Origin of the sequence: Paraburkholderia aspalathi, from assembly GCF_905220735.1 — a bacterium.
Lineage (GTDB): Bacteria > Pseudomonadota > Gammaproteobacteria > Burkholderiales > Burkholderiaceae > Paraburkholderia > Paraburkholderia aspalathi.
In genome coordinates this window covers 530256-553680 of sequence record NZ_CAJNBA010000002.1, presented here as the reverse complement: position 1 = coordinate 553680, position 23425 = coordinate 530256, and the positions used below count along the sequence as shown (strand labels likewise).

The 23425-nt window shown below is 62.7% G+C and carries 21 protein-coding genes; 8 read left to right on the top strand and 13 right to left on the bottom strand.

Annotated features, from left to right (window positions below; all coding sequences use genetic code 11):
- Window positions 1-5 precede the first annotated feature (5 nt).
- The 4 genes from KHO30_RS13265 to KHO30_RS13250 all read left to right on the top strand — a co-directional run bounded on the left by KHO30_RS13265 (window position 6) and on the right by KHO30_RS13250 (window position 3763).
- Window positions 6-1079, top strand: a complete 1074-nt coding sequence (locus KHO30_RS13265) for a catalase family peroxidase (protein ID WP_211701241.1) — start codon at window positions 6-8, stop codon at window positions 1077-1079.
- A gap of 193 nt (window positions 1080-1272) precedes the next feature.
- Entirely contained in the window at window positions 1273-1818 is a 546-nt protein-coding gene (locus tag KHO30_RS13260; protein ID WP_093640102.1) for an RNA polymerase sigma factor, read from the top strand.
- Window positions 1815-2702 (top strand): anti-sigma factor family protein, encoded by an 888-nt coding sequence (locus KHO30_RS13255; RefSeq protein ID WP_093640105.1) that lies wholly within the window; start codon window positions 1815-1817, stop codon window positions 2700-2702. Before KHO30_RS13260 ends, KHO30_RS13255 begins: the two co-directional genes overlap by 4 nt.
- 113 nt (window positions 2703-2815) lie before the next feature.
- Window positions 2816-3763 carry an anti-sigma factor family protein gene (locus tag KHO30_RS13250; protein ID WP_211701240.1) on the top strand — a complete coding sequence of 316 codons (948 nt, stop codon included), beginning with the start codon at window positions 2816-2818 and terminating at the stop codon, window positions 3761-3763.
- A gap of 268 nt (window positions 3764-4031) precedes the next feature.
- On the opposite strand, the gene KHO30_RS13245 is transcribed toward KHO30_RS13250, so the two are convergent.
- The 11 genes from KHO30_RS13245 to KHO30_RS13195 all read right to left on the bottom strand — a co-directional run bounded on the left by KHO30_RS13245 (window position 4032) and on the right by KHO30_RS13195 (window position 15480).
- The gene (locus KHO30_RS13245; protein ID WP_200654768.1) at window positions 4032-4535 is read right to left on the bottom strand and encodes a DUF3455 domain-containing protein; all 504 of its coding nucleotides are present in this window, start codon (window positions 4533-4535) and stop codon (window positions 4032-4034) included.
- 54 nt (window positions 4536-4589) lie between these two features.
- Window positions 4590-5297 (bottom strand): superoxide dismutase, encoded by a 708-nt coding sequence (locus tag KHO30_RS13240; RefSeq protein WP_244864024.1) that lies wholly within the window; start codon window positions 5295-5297, stop codon window positions 4590-4592.
- A gap of 117 nt (window positions 5298-5414) precedes the next feature.
- Window positions 5415-5987, bottom strand: coding sequence for a PLP-dependent transferase (locus KHO30_RS13235; RefSeq protein ID WP_211701238.1), 573 nt, complete (start codon window positions 5985-5987; stop codon window positions 5415-5417).
- Window positions 5988-6092: 105 nt separating this feature from the next.
- Window positions 6093-7532, bottom strand: a complete 1440-nt coding sequence (locus KHO30_RS13230; protein WP_211701237.1) for an aldehyde dehydrogenase family protein — start codon at window positions 7530-7532, stop codon at window positions 6093-6095.
- Window positions 7533-7623: 91 nt separating this feature from the next.
- On the bottom strand, window positions 7624-8502 hold the full coding sequence (locus KHO30_RS13225) for a PhzF family phenazine biosynthesis protein (RefSeq protein ID WP_211701236.1): 879 nt from the start codon (window positions 8500-8502) through the stop codon (window positions 7624-7626).
- Between the two features lie 149 nt (window positions 8503-8651).
- A complete protein-coding gene (locus KHO30_RS13220) occupies window positions 8652-9968 on the bottom strand; it encodes an MFS transporter (protein WP_093640125.1) in 1317 nt (438 codons plus the stop codon).
- 66 nt (window positions 9969-10034) lie between these two features.
- Window positions 10035-11516, bottom strand: a complete 1482-nt coding sequence (locus tag KHO30_RS13215; protein WP_211701235.1) for an aldehyde dehydrogenase family protein — start codon at window positions 11514-11516, stop codon at window positions 10035-10037.
- Window positions 11517-11604: 88 nt separating this feature from the next.
- The gene (locus tag KHO30_RS13210; protein ID WP_211701234.1) at window positions 11605-12411 is read right to left on the bottom strand and encodes an aspartate dehydrogenase; all 807 of its coding nucleotides are present in this window, start codon (window positions 12409-12411) and stop codon (window positions 11605-11607) included.
- Window positions 12412-12544: 133 nt separating this feature from the next.
- Window positions 12545-13453, bottom strand: coding sequence for a LysR family transcriptional regulator (locus tag KHO30_RS13205; protein ID WP_211701233.1), 909 nt, complete (start codon window positions 13451-13453; stop codon window positions 12545-12547).
- A 27-nt stretch (window positions 13454-13480) separates the two neighbouring features.
- Complete coding sequence (locus KHO30_RS13200; protein ID WP_211701232.1) at window positions 13481-14197, bottom strand: transporter substrate-binding domain-containing protein; 717 nt, start codon at window positions 14195-14197, stop codon at window positions 13481-13483.
- Window positions 14198-14280: 83 nt separating this feature from the next.
- Window positions 14281-15480 (bottom strand): pyridoxal phosphate-dependent aminotransferase, encoded by a 1200-nt coding sequence (locus KHO30_RS13195; protein ID WP_211701231.1) that lies wholly within the window; start codon window positions 15478-15480, stop codon window positions 14281-14283.
- A 273-nt stretch (window positions 15481-15753) separates the two neighbouring features.
- Between KHO30_RS13195 and KHO30_RS13190 the strand changes: the two genes are divergently transcribed.
- Complete coding sequence (locus KHO30_RS13190; RefSeq protein WP_244864022.1) at window positions 15754-17193, top strand: aminotransferase-like domain-containing protein; 1440 nt, start codon at window positions 15754-15756, stop codon at window positions 17191-17193.
- 27 nt (window positions 17194-17220) lie between these two features.
- Here KHO30_RS13190 and KHO30_RS13185 read toward each other — a convergent pair whose 3' ends face one another.
- Window positions 17221-18114, bottom strand: a complete 894-nt coding sequence (locus KHO30_RS13185) for a LysR family transcriptional regulator (RefSeq protein WP_211701230.1) — start codon at window positions 18112-18114, stop codon at window positions 17221-17223.
- A 209-nt stretch (window positions 18115-18323) separates the two neighbouring features.
- Between KHO30_RS13185 and KHO30_RS13180 the strand changes: the two genes are divergently transcribed.
- The 3 genes from KHO30_RS13180 (at window position 18324) to KHO30_RS13170 (ending at window position 21875) form a co-directional block, all read left to right on the top strand.
- Complete coding sequence (locus KHO30_RS13180) at window positions 18324-19514, top strand: YncE family protein (RefSeq protein ID WP_211701229.1); 1191 nt, start codon at window positions 18324-18326, stop codon at window positions 19512-19514.
- A 34-nt stretch (window positions 19515-19548) separates the two neighbouring features.
- Window positions 19549-20373 carry a shikimate dehydrogenase gene (aroE, locus tag KHO30_RS13175; RefSeq protein WP_234486638.1) on the top strand — a complete coding sequence of 275 codons (825 nt, stop codon included), beginning with the start codon at window positions 19549-19551 and terminating at the stop codon, window positions 20371-20373.
- Between the two features lie 62 nt (window positions 20374-20435).
- Window positions 20436-21875 carry an MFS transporter gene (locus tag KHO30_RS13170; RefSeq protein ID WP_200651993.1) on the top strand — a complete coding sequence of 480 codons (1440 nt, stop codon included), beginning with the start codon at window positions 20436-20438 and terminating at the stop codon, window positions 21873-21875.
- A 29-nt stretch (window positions 21876-21904) separates the two neighbouring features.
- On the opposite strand, the gene KHO30_RS13165 is transcribed toward KHO30_RS13170, so the two are convergent.
- Window positions 21905-23425: a cytochrome c gene (locus KHO30_RS13165; RefSeq protein WP_234487729.1), complete on the bottom strand. Its 1521-nt coding sequence runs from the start codon at window positions 23423-23425 to the stop codon at window positions 21905-21907.

The window sequence follows — 23425 nt, the reverse complement described above, 5'->3', positions numbered from 1 at the left end:
GCATCATGTCCCGCCCCCAGCCATCGTGGCTTGTTCTCCGATACGCCCTCATCGTGATCGTCATTGCGGCTATCGCGGGAGCGTTCGCGTGGACCGCGGACTGGATTCAATGGCCGGGCAGCGGGCCCGCACTGACGCCCGCCCGGATGATCGACGCCTTCGAGGACAGCATGGGCAGGCATGCCGGCTTTCGCCGTAATCATGCCAAGGGAGTCTGCGTGAGGGGCTATTTCGACAGCAACGGAAACGGCGCCGCGCTCTCTCGCGCGCAAGTGTTCGAGCGGGGCCGCACCCCTGTGATCGGCCGCCTCTCCGCACCGGGCGGCAATCCCGCCCAGGACGACGTCAACACGTCCGTGCGCAGCTTTGCGCTGCTCTTCTCGCTGCGCAACGGAGAACAATGGCGCACCGCAATGAACTCCGTGCCGGTTTTCCAGGTCGCCACGCCACAGGCACTGTACGAGCAACTGGTGGCGCTGCGCCCGGATGCGCGGACCGGCCAGCCCGATCCCGCGAAATTGAGCGCGTTTTTTTCGCAGCATCCCGAAACGGCGGCCTTTCGCGAGTGGATCGATACCCATCCACCTTCCTCGGCTTTCTATAACGCAAGCTACTTCGGCATCGACGCGTTCCGTTTCGTCGATGCCAATGGCAACACGCGCTTCGTCCGCTGGAGTGTCGTTCCAGACACGCCCTATGCGGCGTCGAACGAGCGGACTAACCCGGCGCGCGACCCCGACTTTCTCGCACACGATCTTGACCTGCGCCTGCAAACCGGCCCCGTTTCCTGGCACCTCATGCTGACGCCGGCAGGCCCGGGCGACCTGGTCGACGACGCGACGCGCGCATGGCCATCCGGGCGCGAATTGCAACGGGTGGACGCCGGCACGATCGTGATCGAGCGCGCCGAGAGCCAGATCGACGGCGCCTGCCGGGACATCAATTTCGATCCGCTGATCCTCCCCGATGGCATCGCGCCCTCAGACGATCCGCTGCTCGCCGCCCGCTCGGCGGCCTACTCGGTTTCGTTCGAACGGCGAACGCGCGAAGAGGTGGGGGCCGGCACGCGTCGCCGCTAGAAAAGACGGCATCGGGACTTTGTCGATGCAGTAAAGACCACTTTCACGCGTTGTTCAGTCTCAAGTTAAACTAGGCTGTTCGAACTTCGTGGCGAAAAAACGGCGGCGAACGATAGTCCAAATATTGGTGCGAGGTTGACGTGCTCGCAGTGCTTTCGAACACGTCTCGGGGAACATGGGAGATTTTCGTTCAATGAACGCTGCAGATTTACCAGACATGCTTCCCGAAATGCTGCCGCGCTTGTGGGCGTTCGCGCTTCGCCTGTCGGGGGACCAGCATGATGCGGAAGACCTCGTGCAGCGCGCCTGCCTGCGCGGCCTCGAGCGCGCCCATCAGTTGCAGCCCGACACGGCTCCGTTGAGCTGGATGTTCTCGATTGTCCATTCGACCTGGATCAACGAGCTGCGCGCCCGCAGCGTGCGCAAACGCTCCAGTTTCGATTGGGACGACGACTTCCTCGAAAATCTTCCCGACCCCGTCGACAGGGGTCCTGAAACGCAATTGATGCACGGGCAGATCATCGAGGCCGTCGAACGCCTGCCGGAAGCGCAGCGCGTCGTGATGCTGCTCGTCGCCGTGGAAGGCCTGAGCTATCAGCAAGCCGCCGACGTGCTCGAGGTACCCATCGGCACGGTCATGAGCCGCCTGTCGCGCGCCCGCCAGGCGGTCGGCGCACTGCTTGGCGGCGAGACGCCGAAAGTGCGGCCCGCGAAGATACAAAAGGATTCAATCGCATGATGGCTGACGACGCTCAACTGCTCGCTTACGTGGATGGCGGCCTGTCGCCCGAGGATCGCAGCGCGGTCGAAGCGCAACTGCGCGAGTCCGCCGAAGCAAGGGCAAAGGTCGCGCTGTTGCGCGCTTCGCGGCTCGATTTCGAGGGCGCCTTCGCGCAACAGAAGCTCCCGCCGGTGCCCGATTCACTGAAGCTCAAGGTCGACGAGATGGTCCGCGCGCATCGCGCCCGGGAATCGAACGACCCGGTCCTGCCTCCCGGCGAAAAAGCGCCCTCCGAACCCGTGCGCTCGCGCCTGCGCGCCATGCCGGTCTGGCTTGCCGCCGCTTGCGTAGCCGGCGCTTTCGCCTGCGGCCTGTTCGTGCGGCTCGGCCCGCTTGCAAGCGGCGGCACGCAGCTGACCGCCAACGCCGACGTGTCTCCATGGGTGGCGGCGGCAGTCGGCTATCAGAAGCTGTACACGCGCGATACCGTCGCGTACACGCAGGAAGATCCGGAGGCCGCCGCAAAGGCCGTCAGGGATATTCGCAGCGACGACAGGCTCGCCCTGCGCGTTCCGGACCTGACAAGCGCCGGGCTGACCTTCAAGTCGGTGCAACGCCTGCGCTTCAACAACAAGCCACTCGTGCAGATCGTCTATCTGCCAAAAAATGGCCCGCCCATTGCGCTGTGCGTGATGAAAGACTCGAAACCGGACCAGCCGGTCGCGACGAAGACGGTCGATGCAATGGACGTCGCGACGTGGAGGCAAGCGGAGTTGAGCTACGCGCTGATCGGGAAGTCGGGCGACGTCGATCTCGGGGCGCTCGGCAAGCGCATCTCCAACCTCGACATGGCTCCGCTTTTCAGCGATGCCTCGCCGATCGCCGCCGCCACCTCCGGGTGACGGCATGCCCAATGGAATAGTCTCGGGCCACGGGTGTTGTGTTAATAGCCCTTAAGGCGTCATGCAGGTTTGGGCAAGGCGTCCCATTCCGCGAAGAGTGAAAGACAGGCCTTATGAATCCGGACGACATCGAACTGATGGCCTACGTGGACGGCACACTGCCCGCCCACGCACGCGAAGCCGTGGAGCGCGCGCTGAACGGCTCAGCCGACGCCATGCTGCGCGTCGAGAGGCTCAGGGCGTCGCGTCTGCCCTACGCGGAAGCGTTCGCGCGGCAGACTCTGCCGCCAGTGCCCGAAAGCCTGAGCGCGCGGATTGCCGGGATGGCACGCGCGGCAAAACAGTCTGCGCAAGATGCCGCCCGGAACGACGAAGCGCCGGGCCGGCAGGACGCGGTCGCGCCGGCCGGGCGCGATGCGAGCGTCAACGATGCCGTCGTGCCGCATCCTGCCGGCGCCGAGGCGTCCGCGGCGGTCCGCTCGCGCTTGCGCATCGCGCCAGCGTGGCTCGCCGTCGCGTTCGTCGCGGGGGCGTTCACCTGTGGGTTCGTGCTGCGCCTCGGAAGCGGCACCGGGCCTGCGTCGACGGCCGGCGCATCGGTGGCGTCGGTTGGAACCGGAGTGTCGCCCTGGGTCATGGCCGCCGCCAGCTATCAACAACTCTATTCTCGTGACACGCTCGCAAACGTCGATGCCGACCCTGCATTGGTGGCGAAAACCACCGCGCAGATTCGCGACGACGATGGCCTCGCCGTTCGCATTCCGGACCTGAGCGCTTACGGCCTTACGTTCAAGCGCGTGCAGCGCCTGCGTTTCAACGACAAACCGCTCATTCAGATCGTCTATCTGCCCAAACAGGGCGCGCCCGTCGCCTTGTGCGTGATGAAAGAAGCCAAGCCCGACGCGGGCACGGCAACGCGGCAGGTTGCGTCGATGACGGTCGTCACCTGGCGTCAGTCCGAACTCGGCTACGCACTGATCGGGCGGCCCCGCGGTCTCGATCTGAATGCGCTGGGCAACAGCATTTCCACCCGCCGCACCGCGCCGCTCTTCGGGACCTAGCCCGCGCCCTTTTCGCGCGCTGTCCTCGATACACCGTTCTTCCCTTCCCTGTTGTGTTGAAGAGGCCGGCGTTGAGCGGCATCGTCAACATTCGAGCAACACACGTGGCTTAGCGCGGCGACAGATCTGACTCTGTCGCCGCGCCAAGGTGTCGTGCAGATTCAGGACGACAACGGCAAGCTCGTCGCTCTCGCTGTGCAGTCACGGATGCTGCAAGCAGATGAGCGACTAGTCACGCATCTTATGGGGTGCCGTCTGCCGCCGCTTACTACTTGAAAAAAGTATAGGTGGCGATATACGGCGAGCTGCCTGTCGCGTGTTCGACGGTGCAAGGCGCTGTCGGCGCAGCGCCGCCTGCGGTCATCGTGCGTTGCACGTAGCGCACCTCGCTCAACAGGCCCTTCACGCCTGTCGAGCGCGTCCCCAGCAGCAGTTGCGGCACGCCGTTCGGCGTTTCGCTCGGCGTCTGCGCGAGGACGTGGCCTACGATCCGGCTGCCGTCGCGGGCTTCCCAGGAGGGTCCCGCCGAATGCTCGATCACCGCGGCCCCTGCCGCATCGAACAACGTGGCGCGCGGACTGCGAAACACCCAGCCAAGGGTGTGGTTCGCATCGTATTCGCAGGAATAAATCTGGACGCCGGATGCGGCCGTGCTTAATAGCACTCGCGCATCGGGCGGGTCGATTGGCGCAGCGCCAGCCGGCGTGCCGACTACTGCCAACAACCATACGGCGCTGATTGAATGGCGCATTTTGCGTGGCAAGCGAATCATGGCGATGCTCCTTTGACCCGATACGATGAAAGCGTGAAACTGCCCCGCGTCCTGTCAGACACGGTCAAGATTGGCTGAGGCGAACGCCCAGTTCAGGTGACGCGAGATCGTCGCGACCAGATAGTCCGGTCGACGGTTCTGATAGTCCAGGTAGTACGCGTGCTCCCATACATCCACGGTTAGCAACGGTACGAGTCCACGCGTAAACGGCGTTTCCGCGTTGCTCGTCTTGACGACCGCGAGTTCTCCGCGATCGAGCACGAGCCATCCCCAGCCACTGCCGAACTGCGATGCCGACGTTGCGACGAGCGCCTTCGCGAGTGCGTCGACTGAACCGAACTTGCGGGTGATCGCCGCCTGAAGTTTCTCGCTCGGCGCGCTCGGCGCCGGGCTCAGCGAGTTCCAGTAGAAGTTGTGGTTCCATGCCTGCGCGGCGTTGTTGAAAACGTCTGCGAGCGCAGGCTGGTCATGCGACTGCATGATGATCTGTTCGAGCGATGCCTGTTCGAGCGGCGTGCCGGCAAGAAGCTTGTGCAGATTGTCGAAATAGGCCCGGTGGTGCTTGCCATAATGAATGCCGATGGTGCGCGCCGAAATGGTCGGCTCAAGCGCATTGTCAGCCCATGGCAGCGGCGGCAGTGTTTGCGGCGACGAGCCGAGAAATGCCGGAACGACGCTCGTCGCCGTGCTTGCGGCGGGCCCGGCGTCGCCTGTGGCCGCGCCGTAGGCAAGCTTCGAAAACAGCACGCTGAATGAGGCCATGGACCCCGCGGCCATCAGACGCCGCCGGGAAATAAGGGGGTTGAGCATGTCCGAACCTGTTGTTGTGTGGGCGACCGGTTCACCCGGGCTGCTCATACAACAGTTCGTCATTGCGATCTATTCCACTTCGCTTTGAAATTTCCCCCACGCAGCCAGCGCTCGTTGATCCGCCAGCGCGGCCCGGAATTTCATCCGCACCTCCAACTGGAAAGCACGCAGCACGTTGTCAGTCAGGCGAACGTCTCGTCGAGCGCCGCCTCGATATCCGCAATCAGATCGGCTGGGTCTATGTTGAGGATGGGAAGGCAATCCCGGAAACGCTACGAAAGCAACACGCGGATCCTTGTCGAGGAATTCGGCGACCCTCTGCGCGGTAGCCACGTGCTGAGCCAAACGCAGTGGCAAGGTCACCGAGCCCCGCATGATCAGCCACGCATTGAAAGGCGAGATTGAACCGCCCACATCGACAAGCGCATCGGCCTTCAGACGGCGAATCAGCTCCGCGCGCCCGATCGCGGCACCGCCCATCGCATCGCCATGCCCGTTGATGTACTTCGTCAGCGCATGAACCACGCAATCCGCGTCATGTTCAAGGCCGCGAAACATCGGCGGGGGCGTAAACGTTGCGTCGATCGACAGCATGGCGCCGGCATCGTGCGCGATCTTTGCAAGCGCCCGGACATCCGTCACCTTCGTGGGACGATCGGCGTACGGATCGCGCCCGTCGTGGCGTCAATGACGTTCCCGGCATGCACGGCCTGACTGGCGAAAGAAAGGCTTGCCGGTTCGTCCTTATCAGGCCGTTGCTGACTGTTCACGGTTGTCATATACCGCCTTCCTGATGCACACGACCTTCGGTTGAGTCATTTCCTCGTACGCAAATCTGACACCTTCGCGGCCGAGGCTTCCGTACTTGAATCCCCCGAACGGCATGGCGTCGAATCGGTAGTCCGACGAGTCGTTGATCATGACGCCGCCGGCCTCCAGCCTGTCGGCTGCCTTAAGCGCGGCATGCAGATCATTGGTGAAGATGCCGGCATGCAGACTGTATTCGGAGCTGTTGGCGAGCGAAAGCGCCTCATCCAGTGTCTCAATCCGCTGAAGAACGACAACCGGGCTGAATATTTCCTGCTTCCACAGGTCGCATTCGAAGCTGACGTCCTCAAGTACCGTCGGCGAGTAAAGCGAACCGTCCTGAGTATTGCCGCACAGCAGTGTGGCTCCCTGACTGAGCGCGGCATCCACCACGCGTCTCGTGCGAGCCGCTGACTGAGCCGTGATCATCGGCCCGACGTCCGTATCAGGCAACGCGGGATTGCCCGTCTTGAGCACTTTGGTGCCGGCAACGAAACGCGTCCTGAACGCGTCATAGATGGACGACTGAACCAGAATGCGTTGCGTGCCAATACAGTTCTGGCCTGCGGCCCAGAACGCTCCTGACACACACGACGTAGCAGCGTCCTCAAGGTCGCAGTCGTTCAGAACGATGACGGGTGCATTACCGCCCAGATCCATCGCAAGCTTTTTGAGGCCTGCGGAGCTGGCTATTCTCTCTCCGGTTGCGAATCCACCGGTAAACGAAATCATTCTGACGTCCCGGGACGAGACGAGTGCTTCGCCGAGCGCTGCGCCACCTGTCGCAACCGACACGACGTTCGGCGGCATGCCGGCCGCCACCAGATATCCAACAAGCTTGATCGCCGACAGCGGCGTGAGTTCGGAGGGCTTGAGAACGACGGCATTGCCGCCGGCGATTGCCGGCCCGAGCTTATGCGCAACCAGGTTGAGTGGATCGTTGTACGGCGTGATCGCAACGATAATGCCGAGCGGTTCCCGAGTGAACCACCCCTGGCGGTTTCCCGATCCGCCATACGCGTCGAACGGCACGACCTCACCTGCGTTTCGACGTGCCTCATCGGCGGATAGCATGAGCGTGTTCACGCAACGTAGCACTTCCTTCCGGGCCTGCTTGATCGTCTTACCCGCTTCCGCGACGATGAGATTCGCAAAGGCGTCGCTATCACGTTCCACGAGCGATGCGCAGGTTTCGAGCACGCGAGAGCGTTCGTGCCGGGACAGGCTACGGCAAACGCGCGCGCCCTCCTTCGCGGTCTGGATCAGCACTTGCGCGCCTTCCGGCGGAATGTTCACAACCGTGCCGACTTCGACGCCGTCGAAGGGATTGGTGACCGAGATGAAGCCGGGCGATGAGTCAATGGGGAATGCGGAATTCATTTCGAAGCGCCTGCGTCCTTTCTTGCGAATGCGGAAAATTTCAGAAGCCAACGCGCAAGCTGTTTCAGCGCGTCTCGCGTCCGGTCCCTGTCTAAAGCGTAAGCGAGCCCTCCACAGATGTGACGCAGGAACCGCCCACGCGCACATTCCCGTTCGCATCCACGCTTACCTTGATTCGCCCGTCTCGACCGACACACCGTCCCTGAGCAGCCACGTAGTCTGTTCCGCCTCGCGGCAACAGGCCGCGTTGCCACTGGAAGGCCGCCACGCTGCCGTTGCCGCTTCCGCAGACAGGATCCTCCTCCACCCCACAGGATGGCGCGAAGGTACGCACTTCGATTGCCGCATCGTCTCCATGCTCGCGCGTGCCGAATACGGTCAGGCCCGTGACGCCTAAGCGGCGCTCGAGCTCCGCCAACCTCGCGAAATCCGGCTGAAGATTAAGTACGGCAGCGGCATCGTTCAGATGCGCCACGATCCAGATGGCGCCGACATTCACGATGCCTGGCGCAGTCTTGAGGTCCACTTTGCACCCGAGGATCAGCTCCAGCTCCGCCACATCCGCTGCATGCACCGGGTCCAGCTTCGCAGGTGGCAGATTGAACGTGAGCAGGCGATCTTCGCCTCGCTCCTCGAGCGTCAATTCAACGAGGCCGATGCCGCATTGTTGAATCAATCGACCGCCTTCGCGCGGTGTGACACGCCCCGCTTCCACGATTGCGTGAGCACTACCCAGAGTCGGATGTCCTGCGAAGGGAAGCTCGCTACGCGGCGTGAAGATCCTCAAGAGATAGTCGGCCCCGGCTGTTGTGGGCGGAAGGACAAAGGTCGTTTCTGACAGGTTGGTCCAGCGCGCGACAGCTTGCATCGCGTCAGTGGTCAGGCCCTCAGCGTCCAATACCACGGCCACCGGATTGCCCAGGAGCGGCCTCGCGGTGAAGACGTCAACCACTTTATAAGATCGTTTCATGTTCGCCTCGTCTGACTCCAGTGGACATCTGGGCATTCTTTAGATGCAAGTGCAACACATGCATCGTAGCGCGTGCCGCCCAACCGTAACAGTCACAGTTTTTCGCCTATGCAACCATTACAATTTCGCCTGACCAGAATGGCAAGCGCTCACCGGTTGACGACCCGCTTCGGCATTGCCAGCGCCAGCACGCAACCCAGCAGCAGGCAGATACCGAACGTGATGACACCCGTGCCCACGCTATGTGTCCGGTCTTTCAGCCAGCCAAGGAAATAGGTACTCGCGAAGCCTCCAAGATTGGCAATCGAGCACGCGAATGCAATACCGGCTGCTGCTGCCGTGCCGCGAAGAAACGTTGACGGAAGCGCCCAGATCACCGGCATCGCCGCCGCGGCCCCGGCGTTAGCCACCGAGAGAAGGATGACGATGGCGGGCACGCTGCCCGGGAAAAAGGCGCTTGCGATCAGGCCAAACGCTGAGCACAGCAAGGGCACGGCAACATGCCAGCGACGTTCCCGGAACCGGTCGGAACTGATCCCGGTTAGCAGAACCATGACAACCGCCAGGCCATTGGGGATTGCCATCAGCGCGCCAATCTCGATCGCACTTCTCGCGCCGGCATCGCGCAGCATCGTGGGCATCCAGAAACTGATCGAATAGAAGCAGAGCAGTACGCAGAGGTCGAGATAACCCACCACCCATACTTTCGGATTGGCAAAGGCCTGAGCCAGCCGATGCTCCTTCTTCTCCTCCCGATCGATTCCGATGTCCCGCTTTAGCCTCGCGAGTTCGGCAGCGCTGAGAAAACGCGCACCTTGGTGCGTTTTCGGCAGGAAGATATAAACGAGCACACCAAGCAGCACGGAAGGCATTGCTTCCAGCGCGAACAGCCACTGCCAGCCTCGCAAGCCATGCACGCCGTCAAAGACCGACAGTATCCAGCCTGAGAGCGGCGCGCCGATCAGACTCGACAGCGGCAAGCCCACCATGAAGAGTGCGACAATCCGGCCGCGCCGCGCGTCGGGAAACCAGTAGGTGAGGTAAAGCAGTGCGCCGGGCAGGAACCCGGCTTCCGCCACGCCCAGCAGGAAACGCACGAGATAGAACTGCCCGGGCGTCTTCACGAACATCGTCAGCCCTGAAAGCACGCCCCATGTGACCATGATGCGCGCGATCCAGAAGCGGGCGCCGACTTTCTCGAGTATCAGGTTGCTGGGCACTTCAAACAGGATATAGCCGACGAAAAACAGTCCGGCGCCGAGCCCGTACACCGTTTCGCTAAATCCAAGTGAATCGAGCATCTGCAGCTTGGCAATGCCTACATTCACGCGGTCCAGAAACGCGGCAAAGAAGCATAGACCCAGGAATGGGGCGAGCCGCCATGTGAGCTTGCGATAGAGACTGCGCCCGGTCGGGGCGTCATCTTCGAGGTCGCAGGAGGGGATGTTCAGGGGAGACGTCGACATGTTGGATCCTGGAAGAGGACATGGAAGACGCGTTTCGCAGCGTTCAGCGAAACGCGCGACCTGGCTTCACGAATAGTTGATCACGAGCAGCTTGATTTCCGACATCTCGTCCATCGCGTAACGTGTGCCCTCGCGGCCGGTGCCGGATTCCTTCCAGCCGCCGAAAGGCATGTTGTCGATGCGATAGATCGGCACGTCATTGATCATCAGGCCGCCCACATCCCATTTCTCCAGCGCCCGGAACGCGCGCTGCAGGTCCCGTGTGAACAGGCCGCCCTGCAAGCCATAGCGTGAATCGTTGGCACGCTCTACAGCTTCATCGAATGTGCGATAGCTATTGAGCGTGAGTACGGGTCCGAAGATTTCCTCGTCCTCGACCAGCATTCCGCGTTGGGTATCCGCCAACACGGTCGGCTGCACGACTGCGCCGACACGCGGGCCACCGGCCAGCAGACGCGCGCCGCCGGTCAGCGCTGCGTCTATCCAGCCCTGAATGCGGATAGCCGACTTCTCGTCGATCACCGGACCCACGTCGATGCCCTCTTCCATCGGATCGCCGACCTTGCACGCACGCACCTTGTCGAGCAGCCTGGCCTCGAACTGGGCGCGTACATTCTCGTGTACGAGAATGCGCTGTACGCCAATGCAATACTGTCCACCGAACACCACGCCGCCGCGAACACACCGCGCCGCTGCAAGATCAAGGTCCGCGTCTTCCGCCACGATCACCGTGCCATTGCCACCAAGCTCAAGCGCGACTTTCTTGTGGCCTGCGATCGATTTGATATGCCAGCCGACCTTGGCACTGCCGGTGAAGGTCACCATGGCGAAGCGGTCGTCACGGACCATCGACTCCGCAAGAGGAATACTGCAGTGACACACTTCCAGCGCGCCATCGGGCAGACCCGCATCGCGCATAACTTCCTGCAGCAGAAGGCTCGTGAGCGGTGTTTGCGGTGCAGGCTTCAGCACGACTGCATTGCCTACCGCAATCGCCGGCGCGACTTTGTGCAGGACAAGATTGAGCGGAAAATTGAACGGCGAGATCGCCAGGATGAGACCAATCGGAAAACGCCTTGCAATACCCACACGACGGCGCATGTCTGCCAGTTTGTCGAGATCGAGACGAGACAATTCCGTAGCGCTGCCGCTGGCATCGGTGGTCTGGTATTCGAAAACGCCCGCGTCGACATCGAGCGGTACTTCTTCACCATGACTGCGCCGTGCTTCGGCAGCCGCGTTATGCAAGTTGAAGATGCCACGCGAAACCTCGCCGCGCGCATCGTACAAGGGCTTGCCCGACTCCGCCGCGATCGTGCGCACGAACTCGTCGCGCCGTGATTCGATCAGGTCCGCCGCGCGTTGCAGAATATCCGCGCGGGTGAATCGAGGCAGTTGGCGCATGATCTCGAACGCGGCTTGTGCGCGTTCGATCGATCGTTCGACAGCGTCCGCATCGGCAATCGGCATATAACCGACCACAGCGCCGTCATAGGGGCTGCGCACGGCGTCGGTGGGTTGGGTTTGCGTCTCAATGTCATATTTCATTTGGCATCCTTATCTATGATCGGTGTTTTTATTTTTGGCCGCTCACTGCGAATCCTCGTGGGGATCCGACGAGAAGCGCTCTCGCCGGCTATGCGACGACCAGGGTCTGGTTGAGGTCTGCGATCGCACGTACGAGACTGCACGGCGCCAGCATCGAGGTTTTGGGATTGCTCGGCAGGGTCTTGCCCGTGACCGCAATATCGATGTGGCCAAAATCGCCTTCGGCCTTGATCCGGTGCGTGTTGCCGGTGGCAAGCGGATCGACATACAGCACCACCCTGGTGCGATCGAAGCCGACGCCGGCCAGCGCGAGCGCAGCGGCTACGTTGGCGTTCTGTGGAAAGAGGCGCGCCGCATCTCGCGCCGTGCCTTCATAGAAGGCGGTCGGCCGCTCGATGTCGTCGAGCACAACCAGCGCTTCGGCGGGCGTGCCCCGCCAGGCGCCCGGCGCCTTGTGCGATTCGTAGCGCACCTCGCGCAGGCCGGCGAACTTCGCGGCGCCAAGCGCGTCGAGCCCGCCCAATGCACCAGAGGGAATGCGCAGACGCGCGCCTGTGGCGGTCGCGCTATCGATCAATAGCGTCTCGAGCGCAGCATCCGCCAACGCACCCACCGAGGCGACGAGCAGGTCGTGTCCTGCCGCCAGCACGGACGGCCCCAAGTTGCGCAACGCTTCGTGGCCTGCACATTCGACGACGAGGTCGAGATCGCTATCAAGGAAGTCATCAACGCTATCGACAACCCGGGCGCCGGCGTCGAGCGCCCTGCGCGCTCCGTCGCGATGTGTGTCCCGTTCATAGACAGCCACGACACGAACGGCAGATACGTGCCGGCTCAGCAAGTCGTACAGCAGGCTACCGATGGCGCCGCATCCTATCAATCCAACATTCATCATGTCCCTCACTCGGTTCGTGGTGCCCGGGCTCGGCCCCACGTGATGAATGCATTAGATGGGATACAAATTTCCCGGGGAAGGCGTTCGAAGTGACGTCTATCGTCACAAAAACAGAACACTGGGGGGTGATTGGTCAGGGAGACTGGTGGCTTGTCCTGAGACGCCGGATCAGAAGGTCGAGGAAACGCTGTGCCGCGACCGACAGTTGCCGCCCGCGAAAGCTGATCACGTCGATGGTCGCCGCCCCGGAATCGCGCTCGTCCAGCGGCACTGCTCGTAGCCATCCGTGAGCCGTCTCATGCTCGAGCGTGAGCGGCGGCATGAAGCTGACAAGATCCGACTGCCTGACGAGGTTCTTGATAACCTGCAGTGAGTTGGCTTCGATCGCAACCTGAAGCGCGACGTTTGCCCGCTCGGCAGATTTTTCGATCAGATAGCGAATGCCGAATGTCCGCGCCGGCAACGCAACCCTCACGTTACCCAGTTCGGACATGGCCACTGTTTTCCGGCCGGCGAGTGGATGCGCCGGCCGGCATATCATCTGCAATGGCTGGATTGAGCGGCCATGAAGATTGATGTCGTCGCGATTGAGGACATTGAATGCCATGCCGATCTCGGCGCGATGATCGACGAGCGCGTCGACAATCTGAGCGGTTCCGCAGACCTCGAGATGCACCGCAATGCCCGGGTGGTCACGCGAGAATTCCGTTATCAGGTCGGGCATGAAGCTATGGACGGCAGCTTCGACCAGCGCAATCCGCACCACGCCATGGCGCAACGAGCTCAGGTCGTCCATTGCAGCGTGCAACTGCTCGACGTGGCGCGTGTTGGCGTTCACGTAGTCGAGCAATAGCTGGCCGGCCGCGGTTAGCGTCGCGCCGCGCGGTGAGCGGTCGAACAACGCGGCGCCGAGTTCCTTTTCCAGATTGCTAATCTGTTTGCTGATCGCGCTGGGTGCAACGAAGAACGTCTCCGAAGCATGTCTTAGCGAACCCGTGCGCGCGACTTCGGCGAAATACCTGAGTGACTGGGGCTGGATCATTCCGCACAGGCTGCGCTGACGTTGCGTTCAGGTTGCGCTGACGCTGTCGAGCTCCGTCTGTGTAAGACCATACTTCGCCATGCGGGCGCGGTGATCAGCCGAACCGAGGTACTTGCGAAGTTGCTCATTCACCGCCCGCAGAAGGTCAGGATTGTTCTTGCTGAACGAGAACGCGCCGACAGGCGCTCTGCCATCCTTGCTCGTTTCGTGCGCCACCACTTCCAGTTCCTGATTGGCGCTGGCTAGGACACGGCTGCCCACTGCCGTACTCGCGTAGGCGTCGATTTTTCCCGCAAGCAGCGCGTCGATCGCTTCGGTTTGGCCCTTGAACGCCACTATCTGGCTATCCCTCACGCCGACCGACTTTGCAGAGTCGAGCTGAACCGTCCCGGCGACGATTCCAAGCCGCGCGTCGTTGCGCGCTGCAACGGCCGCATAGCTCGTCAGCGCTTTCGGATTGCCCTGACAAAGCAGGAAGCCGTCGCCCAGCGCCCAGACCGGCACGCTGAACGCAACGCGCTCGGCGCGCTCAGCGGTCACAAAAATGGGTACGTTCATGTCCCACCGGCCTTCCTGCACACCAGGCAGAAGTTCTTCGAACGAGGTCAACTGATGTTCGATGGAGGTCACACCGATCGCCCGAAGCACCACCTCGGCCAGTTCGATGTCGGCGCCCGTCGCCGAATGATCTTCACCCGTCCAGTAGAACGGCGGTTCCTCGAGATATGCGATTCTTACTTTCATAGCTGTGCTCCACAAGTCCAGTAGTTAAGATTCCGGTCGCCCGCCCTTGGGCGTGGCGATTCACTCCAGCCTATGCCGACAAGTCACGCCGTAGCGGCGTCCATGACCGTTGAAAGTGCCGACAGTGCGGGTCCGAGACGCGCGGGCGGCAGGTAGCCAAAACCCAGCCGGAATACACGGCTGCTTTCGCCAAACCACGCGCCGGATGCGAGTTGCAAATCATGACCCGGCAGCAGATCCCAGAAACGCGCGACAGCAATGTCGTCGAATGCGTCGGCACGCAGGCGCAGGCAGCACAACGCGCCGGCGTCAGGACGCACCCACTCGATGCGCTCGCGCTCGCTCTCGCACCAAAGCGCCAGTTCCTGAAGCGCCGCGGCGAGCAAGCGGCGCCGCGGTGCGAGCACGCCTTCCCTGTTGCGCAGAAGCGCTGCGGCGAGCGTCTCGTCAAGAACCGATCCCGAGATCACGGTGTTCATTTTGGCGACGGCCAGACGCTCCCGCAGATCCGAGTTCGCCACCGTGAGCCAACCCGTGCGCAAGCCTGGCGCGCCGAGCGCCTTCGACACCGACGCGCCAGTGACGATACGTGGATCGAGTCCCGCGAAACTTTCGAGCGCCGCATGGTCGCCATAGGTAGCCTCCCGATAGGTCTCGTCGATGAAAAGTATCGCGTCAGGAGCGCGCTTTTCCATCAGGACAAGGAGCTTCTCGACGTCGGCACGGGACGTCTGGATACCCGCCGGATTCTGTGGCGAAGCGATACTGACCAGCTTCGTTTTCGGCGACACATTTGCCTCGATCTGCTCCAGGTCTAGCCGATAGCCATGCTCGAATGACAGCTTGATCTCGCGGACGCTAACGCCGGCGCCGAGCAGGCAATCACGGCTCGGCGGAAAGCAGGGGGTCGCGAGGACTGCTTCGTCGCCGGACCGGCAAACTTCGAAAGCGAGAAGAAACAGACCCAGCGCGGTACCTTGTGTCGTGATGATCTGCTCGGCTGGAACCCTGCAGCCCTCGGCAATTGCCTCGCGAAGCGCGACCGAACCGGCTGATGTGCCATAGCCGAGCTTCAGATTGCGGATATCCTCGAGACCCGGCAGAGACAGCAGTTCGCCGAGCGTCAAGTCCTGCGACGTGCTCTCCGCCAGGTTGAACGGCCGGTTCACATTGAGAAGTGAAATGATCTCGTTGCGAGGAAATCGCCCGCGCCACGCCTCTAGATCCGATTCGCTGAGGTCGGCCTGCTGTCGTCCGTCGACGTTCTGTTGAATACCCTGCATGCTTTTGCCTTGCGTTTGCTGTGAATTGTTTGTCAGACGATCCGTTGCAAGCAGCCAGACAGCCGTTCCAGCCTGGTTCCGACAGCATTTATCGCTGTACGCAGCACCCCGGCTCCTTCAGACGCGATCGCAACGCCTGCATCGTAGCGCCCACCGGTCGACCATAACAGTCACAATTTTCCGCAAAATTGACCATCACAATTCCTCTTGGCGAGCCGCGGCGCCGGGTCGATAATCGTGGATTACACCGATTACACTGTTATGAGCCCTTCCATGGACATGGACACGCCCACTCCGTACCGCTACGAGCGCCTGGCTGAGCTCATCGTCGGCATGATCGACAATGGCGCGCTCGCGGCGGGCACGCGTCTGCCATCCGTGCGCGCCGTCAGCGAACAGCACAGCATCAGCATCTCCACGGTGTTACAGGCGTATCGCCTGCTCGAAGATCGCGGCATTCTGGTCGCGCGGCCGCAGTCAGGCTTTTACGTCGCGGGCTCGCGCCGCGGCGCGCTCGCGTTGCCATCGATCTCGCGGCCGCGCGCGAAAGCGTCGACCGTGTCGATCAGCGGCGCGGTCGCGGGACTGCTCGAGCACGTATCGAATCCGGCGCTGGTGCCGCTCGGCTGCGCCGTACCCGACGCGGCGCTGCTGCAGTCGAAGCGGCTCGACCTCGCGCTCGCGCGTGCCGCACGTCAACACGGCACGCGCTACAACATCTATTGCGCGCCGCAAGGCGACCCGCGCCTGCGCCGCGAAATCGCGAAACGGGCGATGCACTTCGGACATGCGCTGTCGCCCGACGACCTGCTCATCACGAACGGCTGCACCGAGGCATTGACGCTCGCGCTGACCGCTGTCGCCAAACGGGGCGATTCGATTGCGATCGAATCGCCCACTTACTTTGGCCTCCTCCATACTCTCGAAGTGCTGGGCATGAAGGCCTTCGAGCTGCCCACCGACCCGACGCGCGGCATCGACGTCGACGCGCTCGCCCGCCTGCTCGATACGGAACCGGTGGCCGCCTGCGTACTGTCGTCGAATTTCAACAACCCGCTAGGCTGCGCGATGGCCGAAGCCGACAAGCGCTCGCTCCTTGCGCTGCTCGCACGGCATGCCGTACCGCTGATCGAAGACGACGTCTATGGCGATATCCACTTCAGTCGCGAACGGCCCAAGCCGTTCATCGCGCTCGACGGCGGCGCCAATACGATCTACTGCAGCTCGTTTTCGAAGAGCCTCGCACCCGGGTACCGGGTCGGATGGATCGTGGCGGGTGCTTACGCACAGCAGGTGATGGAACGCAAACTGGCGTTCAGCCTCTGCTGCCCTGTTCTGCCTCAGGTCGCGCTCGCGGACTTTCTGGAGAGCGGCGCATACGATGCACACTTGCGCGGCGTGCGGCGCATCTTCGAAGAGAACCTCGGGCGCATGACGCGTGCGATCGAGACAAGCTTCCCGACCGACACAAAAGTGAGCCGGCCGGCAGGCGGCTTCATGCTCTGGCTGGAACTGCCGAGGCGCTTCGACTCGCGCGCGCTCTTCGACGAAGCACTCGAACAAGGCATTTGCTTCGCGCCTGGTGACGTCTTCTCCGCAAGCCGGCGCTTTCGCAACTGCCTCAGGCTGAGCGCCGGGCATGCGTGGGACCATCGCATCGAAGACGGCGTCCGTCGGCTGGGAGGGCTCGCGCAAGCGTTGCTCGAGGGTTGAGTGGCTTTAGTGCGTGGACACCCGAACTCAGTTCTCCCGTGCATCGCTGGCACAATGCTCCATCACTTCGAAGAGCGCCCGTTTTGCCGGACTATCGAGCCGCGTATACGCAAGACCGATTCCGGTCCGGTGACCAGGAAGATCGAGCGGACGCGCCACGACCTTGGGCGGCAAAGCCAGCGCCGCCTCGGCCGGAATGACGCCGATGCCGAGCCCTGCCGCCACCAGCGCCAGCATGGTGGGGAATTCGCCCAGTTCCTGAGCGATGTCGAGCACCGCGCCCTGCTGGGTCAACGCGACGAGCATCTCGTCATAGAAACCGGGCGCGTATCGCCGCGAGAGCACGAAAGCGGGCGAGCCGCTCAGGTCAGTCGGATGAATCAGGGGCTTTGTGGCTAGTGCGTGATCTTCGGGCACCGCCACCACGAACGATTCTTCGAGCACGACGCGCGTTTCGAGTCCTGAGCCGCTCACGGGCATGCGCAGCAGGCCGAAGTCGAGCTTGTTGTCATGCAGGGCCGCGATCTGGTCCGGCGTCGGCAGGTCCTTCAACTCCAGCGTGATGAGCGGATAGCGCGCGTGCATGCTGCGGATCAGATCGGGCAGCAGCTTGGGCAGGACCGACGACACGAACGCAATGCGCAGCACGCCAATCTCCCCGCGCGCGGAAAGCCTCGCGGTCTGCTCCGCGCGCGTCGCCTGATGAAGCGTGGCGCGCGCTTCGGGCAGAAAGAGCCGCCCGGTGTCGGTCAATGCGACTTTGTGCCGGTCGCGCTCGAAGAGCCGCACCTCCAGTTCCTCTTCCAGTGCCTTGATCTGCATGCTCAGCGCAGGCTGCACGATACATAGGCGCTGCGCCGCGCGGCCGAAATGCAGCTCTTCAGCCAGCGCCACGAAGGCGCGCAGATGCTTCAATTCCATGGTGTCTCTCCGCAAGCGGGCGCTTGTCATCACGAATCATGATAACAACGTCATGAAAGACTATTGGCGCGTTTGCTGCACTTGCGTTGAACTGGTGGGCATTCGAGGCAACCGTGGCGCATCATTGGATGCGCGGCGCAGCCTGAGGGCCTGAGAGACGCCGTCCACCACGGCAGCACGCCATAAAACACAAGATCGGAGACATCGACATGCATTCATTCATATCGAACCGGACGCGCGGCGCGCAGACGCTCGCCGGTTTGACAATCGCCTTCGCGGCATGCGCCGCGCACGCCGCGGACTGGATCGTCTCGGGCAACGACGGCAAGTATCAGCGCGTCGAGGGACGCGACACCTACCCGGCCAATCCTCAACCCGACACGCTCACGCTCCTCGACGCCAGCCAATTTCCGCCGCAGGTCAAGGTTCAGGTCGAGGTAGAGAACGGCATCCAGGGACCACCGCAAGCAGTTGCGGTCACGCCGGACGCCGCCGTAGCGCTGGTCGGCGCGCCCACCCGCTACGATCAGGCCGCCGGCAAGCTGCTGATGGATTCCTTTGTTCAGGTGATCGATCTGCGGGCATCGCCGCCCGCCGTTAGCCGGCTCGAGATCGGCAGCCATCCGCAGGGCATCGCCATCGACCGTAGCGGCAAGCTGGCGCTCGTTGCGTGCGTCGACGGCAGCGTGGTGGTGCTCAGCATCGACGGAAACCGCGTGACGCCGGTGGATACGCTAAAGATCGGCCAGAAGCGTCTGGCCGGTGTGAGCTTCACGCACGACGGCAAGCATGCGCTAGTGGCACAGCGCGACGAGCAAGGCGTTGCCGTGCTGAACATCGCGGACGGCCACGTCACCGATAGCGGCGTGCGCCTGTCAAGCGGCGTGGCGCCCTACACCGTCGACGTATCGAGCGACGGCAAATGGGCCGTCGTGAGCGACGTCGGCCTCTCCGGCCTGCCCGCCTACGCCGGCAAACTCGCGGGGGATGCCGACACCATCACGCTCATCGACATATCGCACGAGCCGTTCCGCGCGGTTCAACACATCACGGTGCCCTCGTTGCCCGAAGGCGTGGCGATCTCGCCCGACGGCAAATGGATCGGCGTACAGGCCATGGACGGCTCGAACCTCACACCGGACAACCCCGGACGCCATGCGCGCGGCAAAGTTCTGCTCTTCGCGATCCGCAACGGCCAGGCCGTGAAGATGTCCGAGGCGCCGGGTGGAGAAGCCGCGCAAGGCATCGTGTTTACCGCTGACAGCAAGCATCTGATCGTGCAGTTCAACGTCGAGAAGCAGCTCGCCATGTTCGCGGTGAACGGCGGCCATTTGCAGGACACCGGACAGCGCATCGCGCTAACGGGCGGCCCTTCGTCGCTTCGTACAACCCCGCGCTGATCATCGTCAACTGAATACCACACGGAAACAGTCCATGCCCTTCATGCCTCACTCGATTCCGACGCTATGCGGCTCGCTCGCCGGCCAGCCGTTTACGTTCAACGTCAAGGTGCACAACGCGGCTTATCGGGCGCTAGGCGTCGACTACACCTTCGTGAGCTTCGGTGTGGAGGATATTGCCGGCGCGATAAACGCGATGCGCACGCTTGGCATTCGCGGCCTGAATGTGACGATGCCGCACAAACAGGCCGTGATTCCCTACCTCGACGCACTCGACGAAACGGCGCGCGAAATCGGCGCAGTCAACACGATCGACAATCGCGACGGCCACCTGACCGGCTACAACACCGACTGCATGGGCGCCGTGCGTGCGCTCGAGGAAGTGACCTCGCTGCCGGGGCGCCGCATCGCGCTGCTCGGCGCGGGCGGCGCGGCGCGCGCGATCGCCTGGGGCGTGCAGCGCGCCGGCGCGGAGCTCACCGTGTTCAACCGCACCGCGTCGCGTGGCGAAGAACTGGCCCGCCACTTCGGTCTCGCTTTCGGCGGCGATCTGAATGATTTCGCTGCGGCCGGTTTTGACGGTGTGGTCAACGCGACGGCTGCCGGTTTCCGTGCGCCCGACGTCAATCCGCTGAAGCCCGAACAACTTGCGCCGCATCTGTTCGTGATGGACGCAGCGTTTATCCCCGTGCGCACCAGGCTGATTCGCGAAGCCGAAGAGCTTGGGTGCCGCGTCGTCGATGGCACGCGGATGCTGCTGCATCAATTCTGCGGCCAGATCGAACTGTACACAGGCAAACCCGCGCCGCTCGAGACGATGAGCACGGCTCTGCTCGACGAGATTGCACGCGTGGGCTAGCGAACCGTTCAGGTCATGAGTGAAATGACCTGCATGGCATCCCGATTGGAGGAGACGACAAGATGAAACATCAGCACACCGTTGCGATAGACCCGCGCGACACCGGCCATGCCGCCGGCTCCGGCGCCGGCAAGCACGAAGTCACGAACGCCGACCTGTATCGCGCCGCGTGGGCGGCGTCGCTCGGCAGCGCGCTCGAATACTATGACTTCGCGCTGTACAACCTCGCCTCGGCGCTGATCTTCGGGCCGCTCTTCTTTCCGTCGAGCACGCCGGCCATCGGACTGATCGCGAGCTTCGGCGCGTACTTTCTGGGCTTCGCCATCCGGCCGGTGGGCGGCATCATCTTCGGCACGCTCGGCGACCGTTATGGGCGCAAGTTCGTCCTGATGGCGACGATCCTGCTGATGGGCATCGCGAGCACGCTCATCGGCTTTTTGCCCACCTATGCCTCCGCAGGCATCTGGGCGCCGATACTGCTCGTAGGGTGCCGCCTGCTGCAGGGCCTGGGCGCCGGCGCTGAACAGGCAGGCGCTGCCGTGTTGATGGCCGAGTACGCCCCGGCCAAACGTCGCGGCTATTTCGCTGCGTTGCCGTTCATGGGCGTGCTGCTCGGCACCGTGATGGCGGCGGCGATCTACTTCGCGCTGGTCCGCGTCGAGGATCTTTCGCAAAGCTGGCTGTGGCGCGTGCCGTTCCTGTTGAGCATTGTGATCATTGCGGTGGCGATCTGGATCCGGCTGAAGCTCAAGGAGTCGCCGTCGTTTACCAAACTCGAAGCGCGCAGCGAGGTCAACGAGAATCCGTTGAGGCATCTCATCCAGCATTCGAAGCCGACGCTTCTCAAGGTCATCGGCTTGCGCATGGCCGAGAACGGCGGCTCGTCGATCTATCAGTCGCTCGCGATCAGCTATATCGCAACCGCAACCGGTCTCAAAGGCCAGATCGGCCCGATCGCCCTGCTGCTCGCCGGCGCCTCGGGGGCGATCATCATTCCGCTGGCGGGCATGGCGAGCGACCGGTTCGGGCGCATCCCCGTCTATCGCGCCTTCGCTGTCTATCAATTGCTGCTGGCCTATCCGACCTGGTGGGTGCTGAGCCTCGGCAATGCCACGGCGAGCATTGCGATGTTGTGCGTCGCGTTGGCCGGCGTCTGGGGCATGTTCGCGACGCAGGGCGCACTGCTGCCGGAACTCTTTGGCGCGCAGCATCGCTATGCCGGCGTGGCGGTGGGACGCGAAGTGTCGGCCGTCATCGCAGGCGGCGTGGCGCCGCTCGTCGGCGCGTCCATGATCGCCTGGGCGACGCTGCACTGGGGTGGACACGAGGGCACGATTCTGGCGTGGATTCCGCTTGCCAGTTACGTCGCCATTCTCAGCCTGATCGGCGTGGTGACAACCTACTTCACACCGGAAACACGCGGCCGTGATCTCGACGATTTGCGTGACGCTGCTGACACGCCGATCAAGCCGCTCAACCGGCCAATCACTCAACATTCCTGATCGCAGCGATCCGATAAGCCCCGCAGGGCTTATCGCGAAGATTGTGCCGTCAGGCGACGGCTGCGCCGCTTGCCCCATAGAAACCCGATCGCCAGTATGACGAGCACTGCAATGCCGGCGACCGGGAGGAACGGCTGCACCCATGCGAGAAACGGCAATTGACCGCCCTTGCGCGCCACGGCGACGTCATTCGCCGAGACAGTCAAATTCGAATTGCCGAAGCGTTGCAGTACGTAGTTCGAGATCGCGGCAATCTGTTCGTCGGTCAGCGGCTGAACAAAGGAATCGTCACCGAAATTCGGCATCAGCACATGCTGGTCACCAACCTTGCGATCGACGCCGTGCAGAATCGCGGCGATCAGATTCGACGGATTCAGGCCACCGGTCGCCGTGTTGTGGAACAGCGAGGGATAGCTCTGGTCTGTGCTGCCCGCGCCGTCCGGACGATGGCAACTCGCGCAGTAGCCGCTAAAAAGCGCAGCACCGGAACGTGGTGCTTCGACGTTATTCTGGCTTGACGTGCCACGCAGCAACGCCTCATCGCCGCCGCGCCCGGCGATGCCAAATGCCGGCCGGCTCTCGCCTGATGTTCGGATCGGCGCCGTGCTCTTCAGGTAGACCGCAATAGAGTGCAGATCGTCGGCGGACAGAAACTGCAGACTGTTCTGGACCGCTTCGGCCATGCCGCCGGCCGCCTGGTTCTTGCCGATAACGTGCCCGGTCTTCAGATAGTCGACGATTTCCGCATCGCTCCATGCACCGATTCCGCTTACTGGATCGGACGTAATGTTCGGTGCGTACCACGGACCGAGTTGCGCACCGCTAAAGCCCCGGTCCAGATCCTCGGCCATCAGCATATTGCGTGGCGTATGGCATGCGCTGCAATGCGCAAGCACATTGGTCAGATAGGCGCCACGATTCCATTCCTCGCTCTTTTGCGGGTCCACCGCAAAGCGGCGGTCTTTCAGGAACAGCAGGTTCCAGACGATCATCGACTGCCGGATGCTGAATGGAAACGGCAACGCGGTCTGCGGCGGGACCTCGTCGACCGGCTCGACGCCCTTCATGAAGTAGGTGTAAAGGGCGTGCACGTCCCGATCGGTCATGCCCGTGTAGGCGGTGTACGGCATCGCCGGATAGAGATGCGCGCCATCGGCTCGAACGCCCTCGCGCAACGCGCGGGCGAATTGCGCTTCGGTATAGTTGCCGATGCCCGCGCGTCTGGATGGCGTGATGTTGGTCGAATAGATCGTCCCCATCGGCGAGACGATGCCGTAGCCGCCCGCAAACTCACGGCCTTTGTCGGTGACCGTATGGCAGGCCATGCAGTCCGATGCGATCGCAAGCAAACGCCCCTGCTTTATGAGCGCTGCTTCACTTTTCGGCGCGGGCGCCGGCGTCACCGAATTGGCGACCTGCTGTGCCATGGCTGTCGTGGCGTGAGTCCCCACGGTACCCGCCAGACCCAGCGCCGCACATGCGATCAGCGCGCGGCTATTTTTCGCCGCCGAGTCGAAACTATGGCAAATGCTGAAGAATCGCTGATTCAT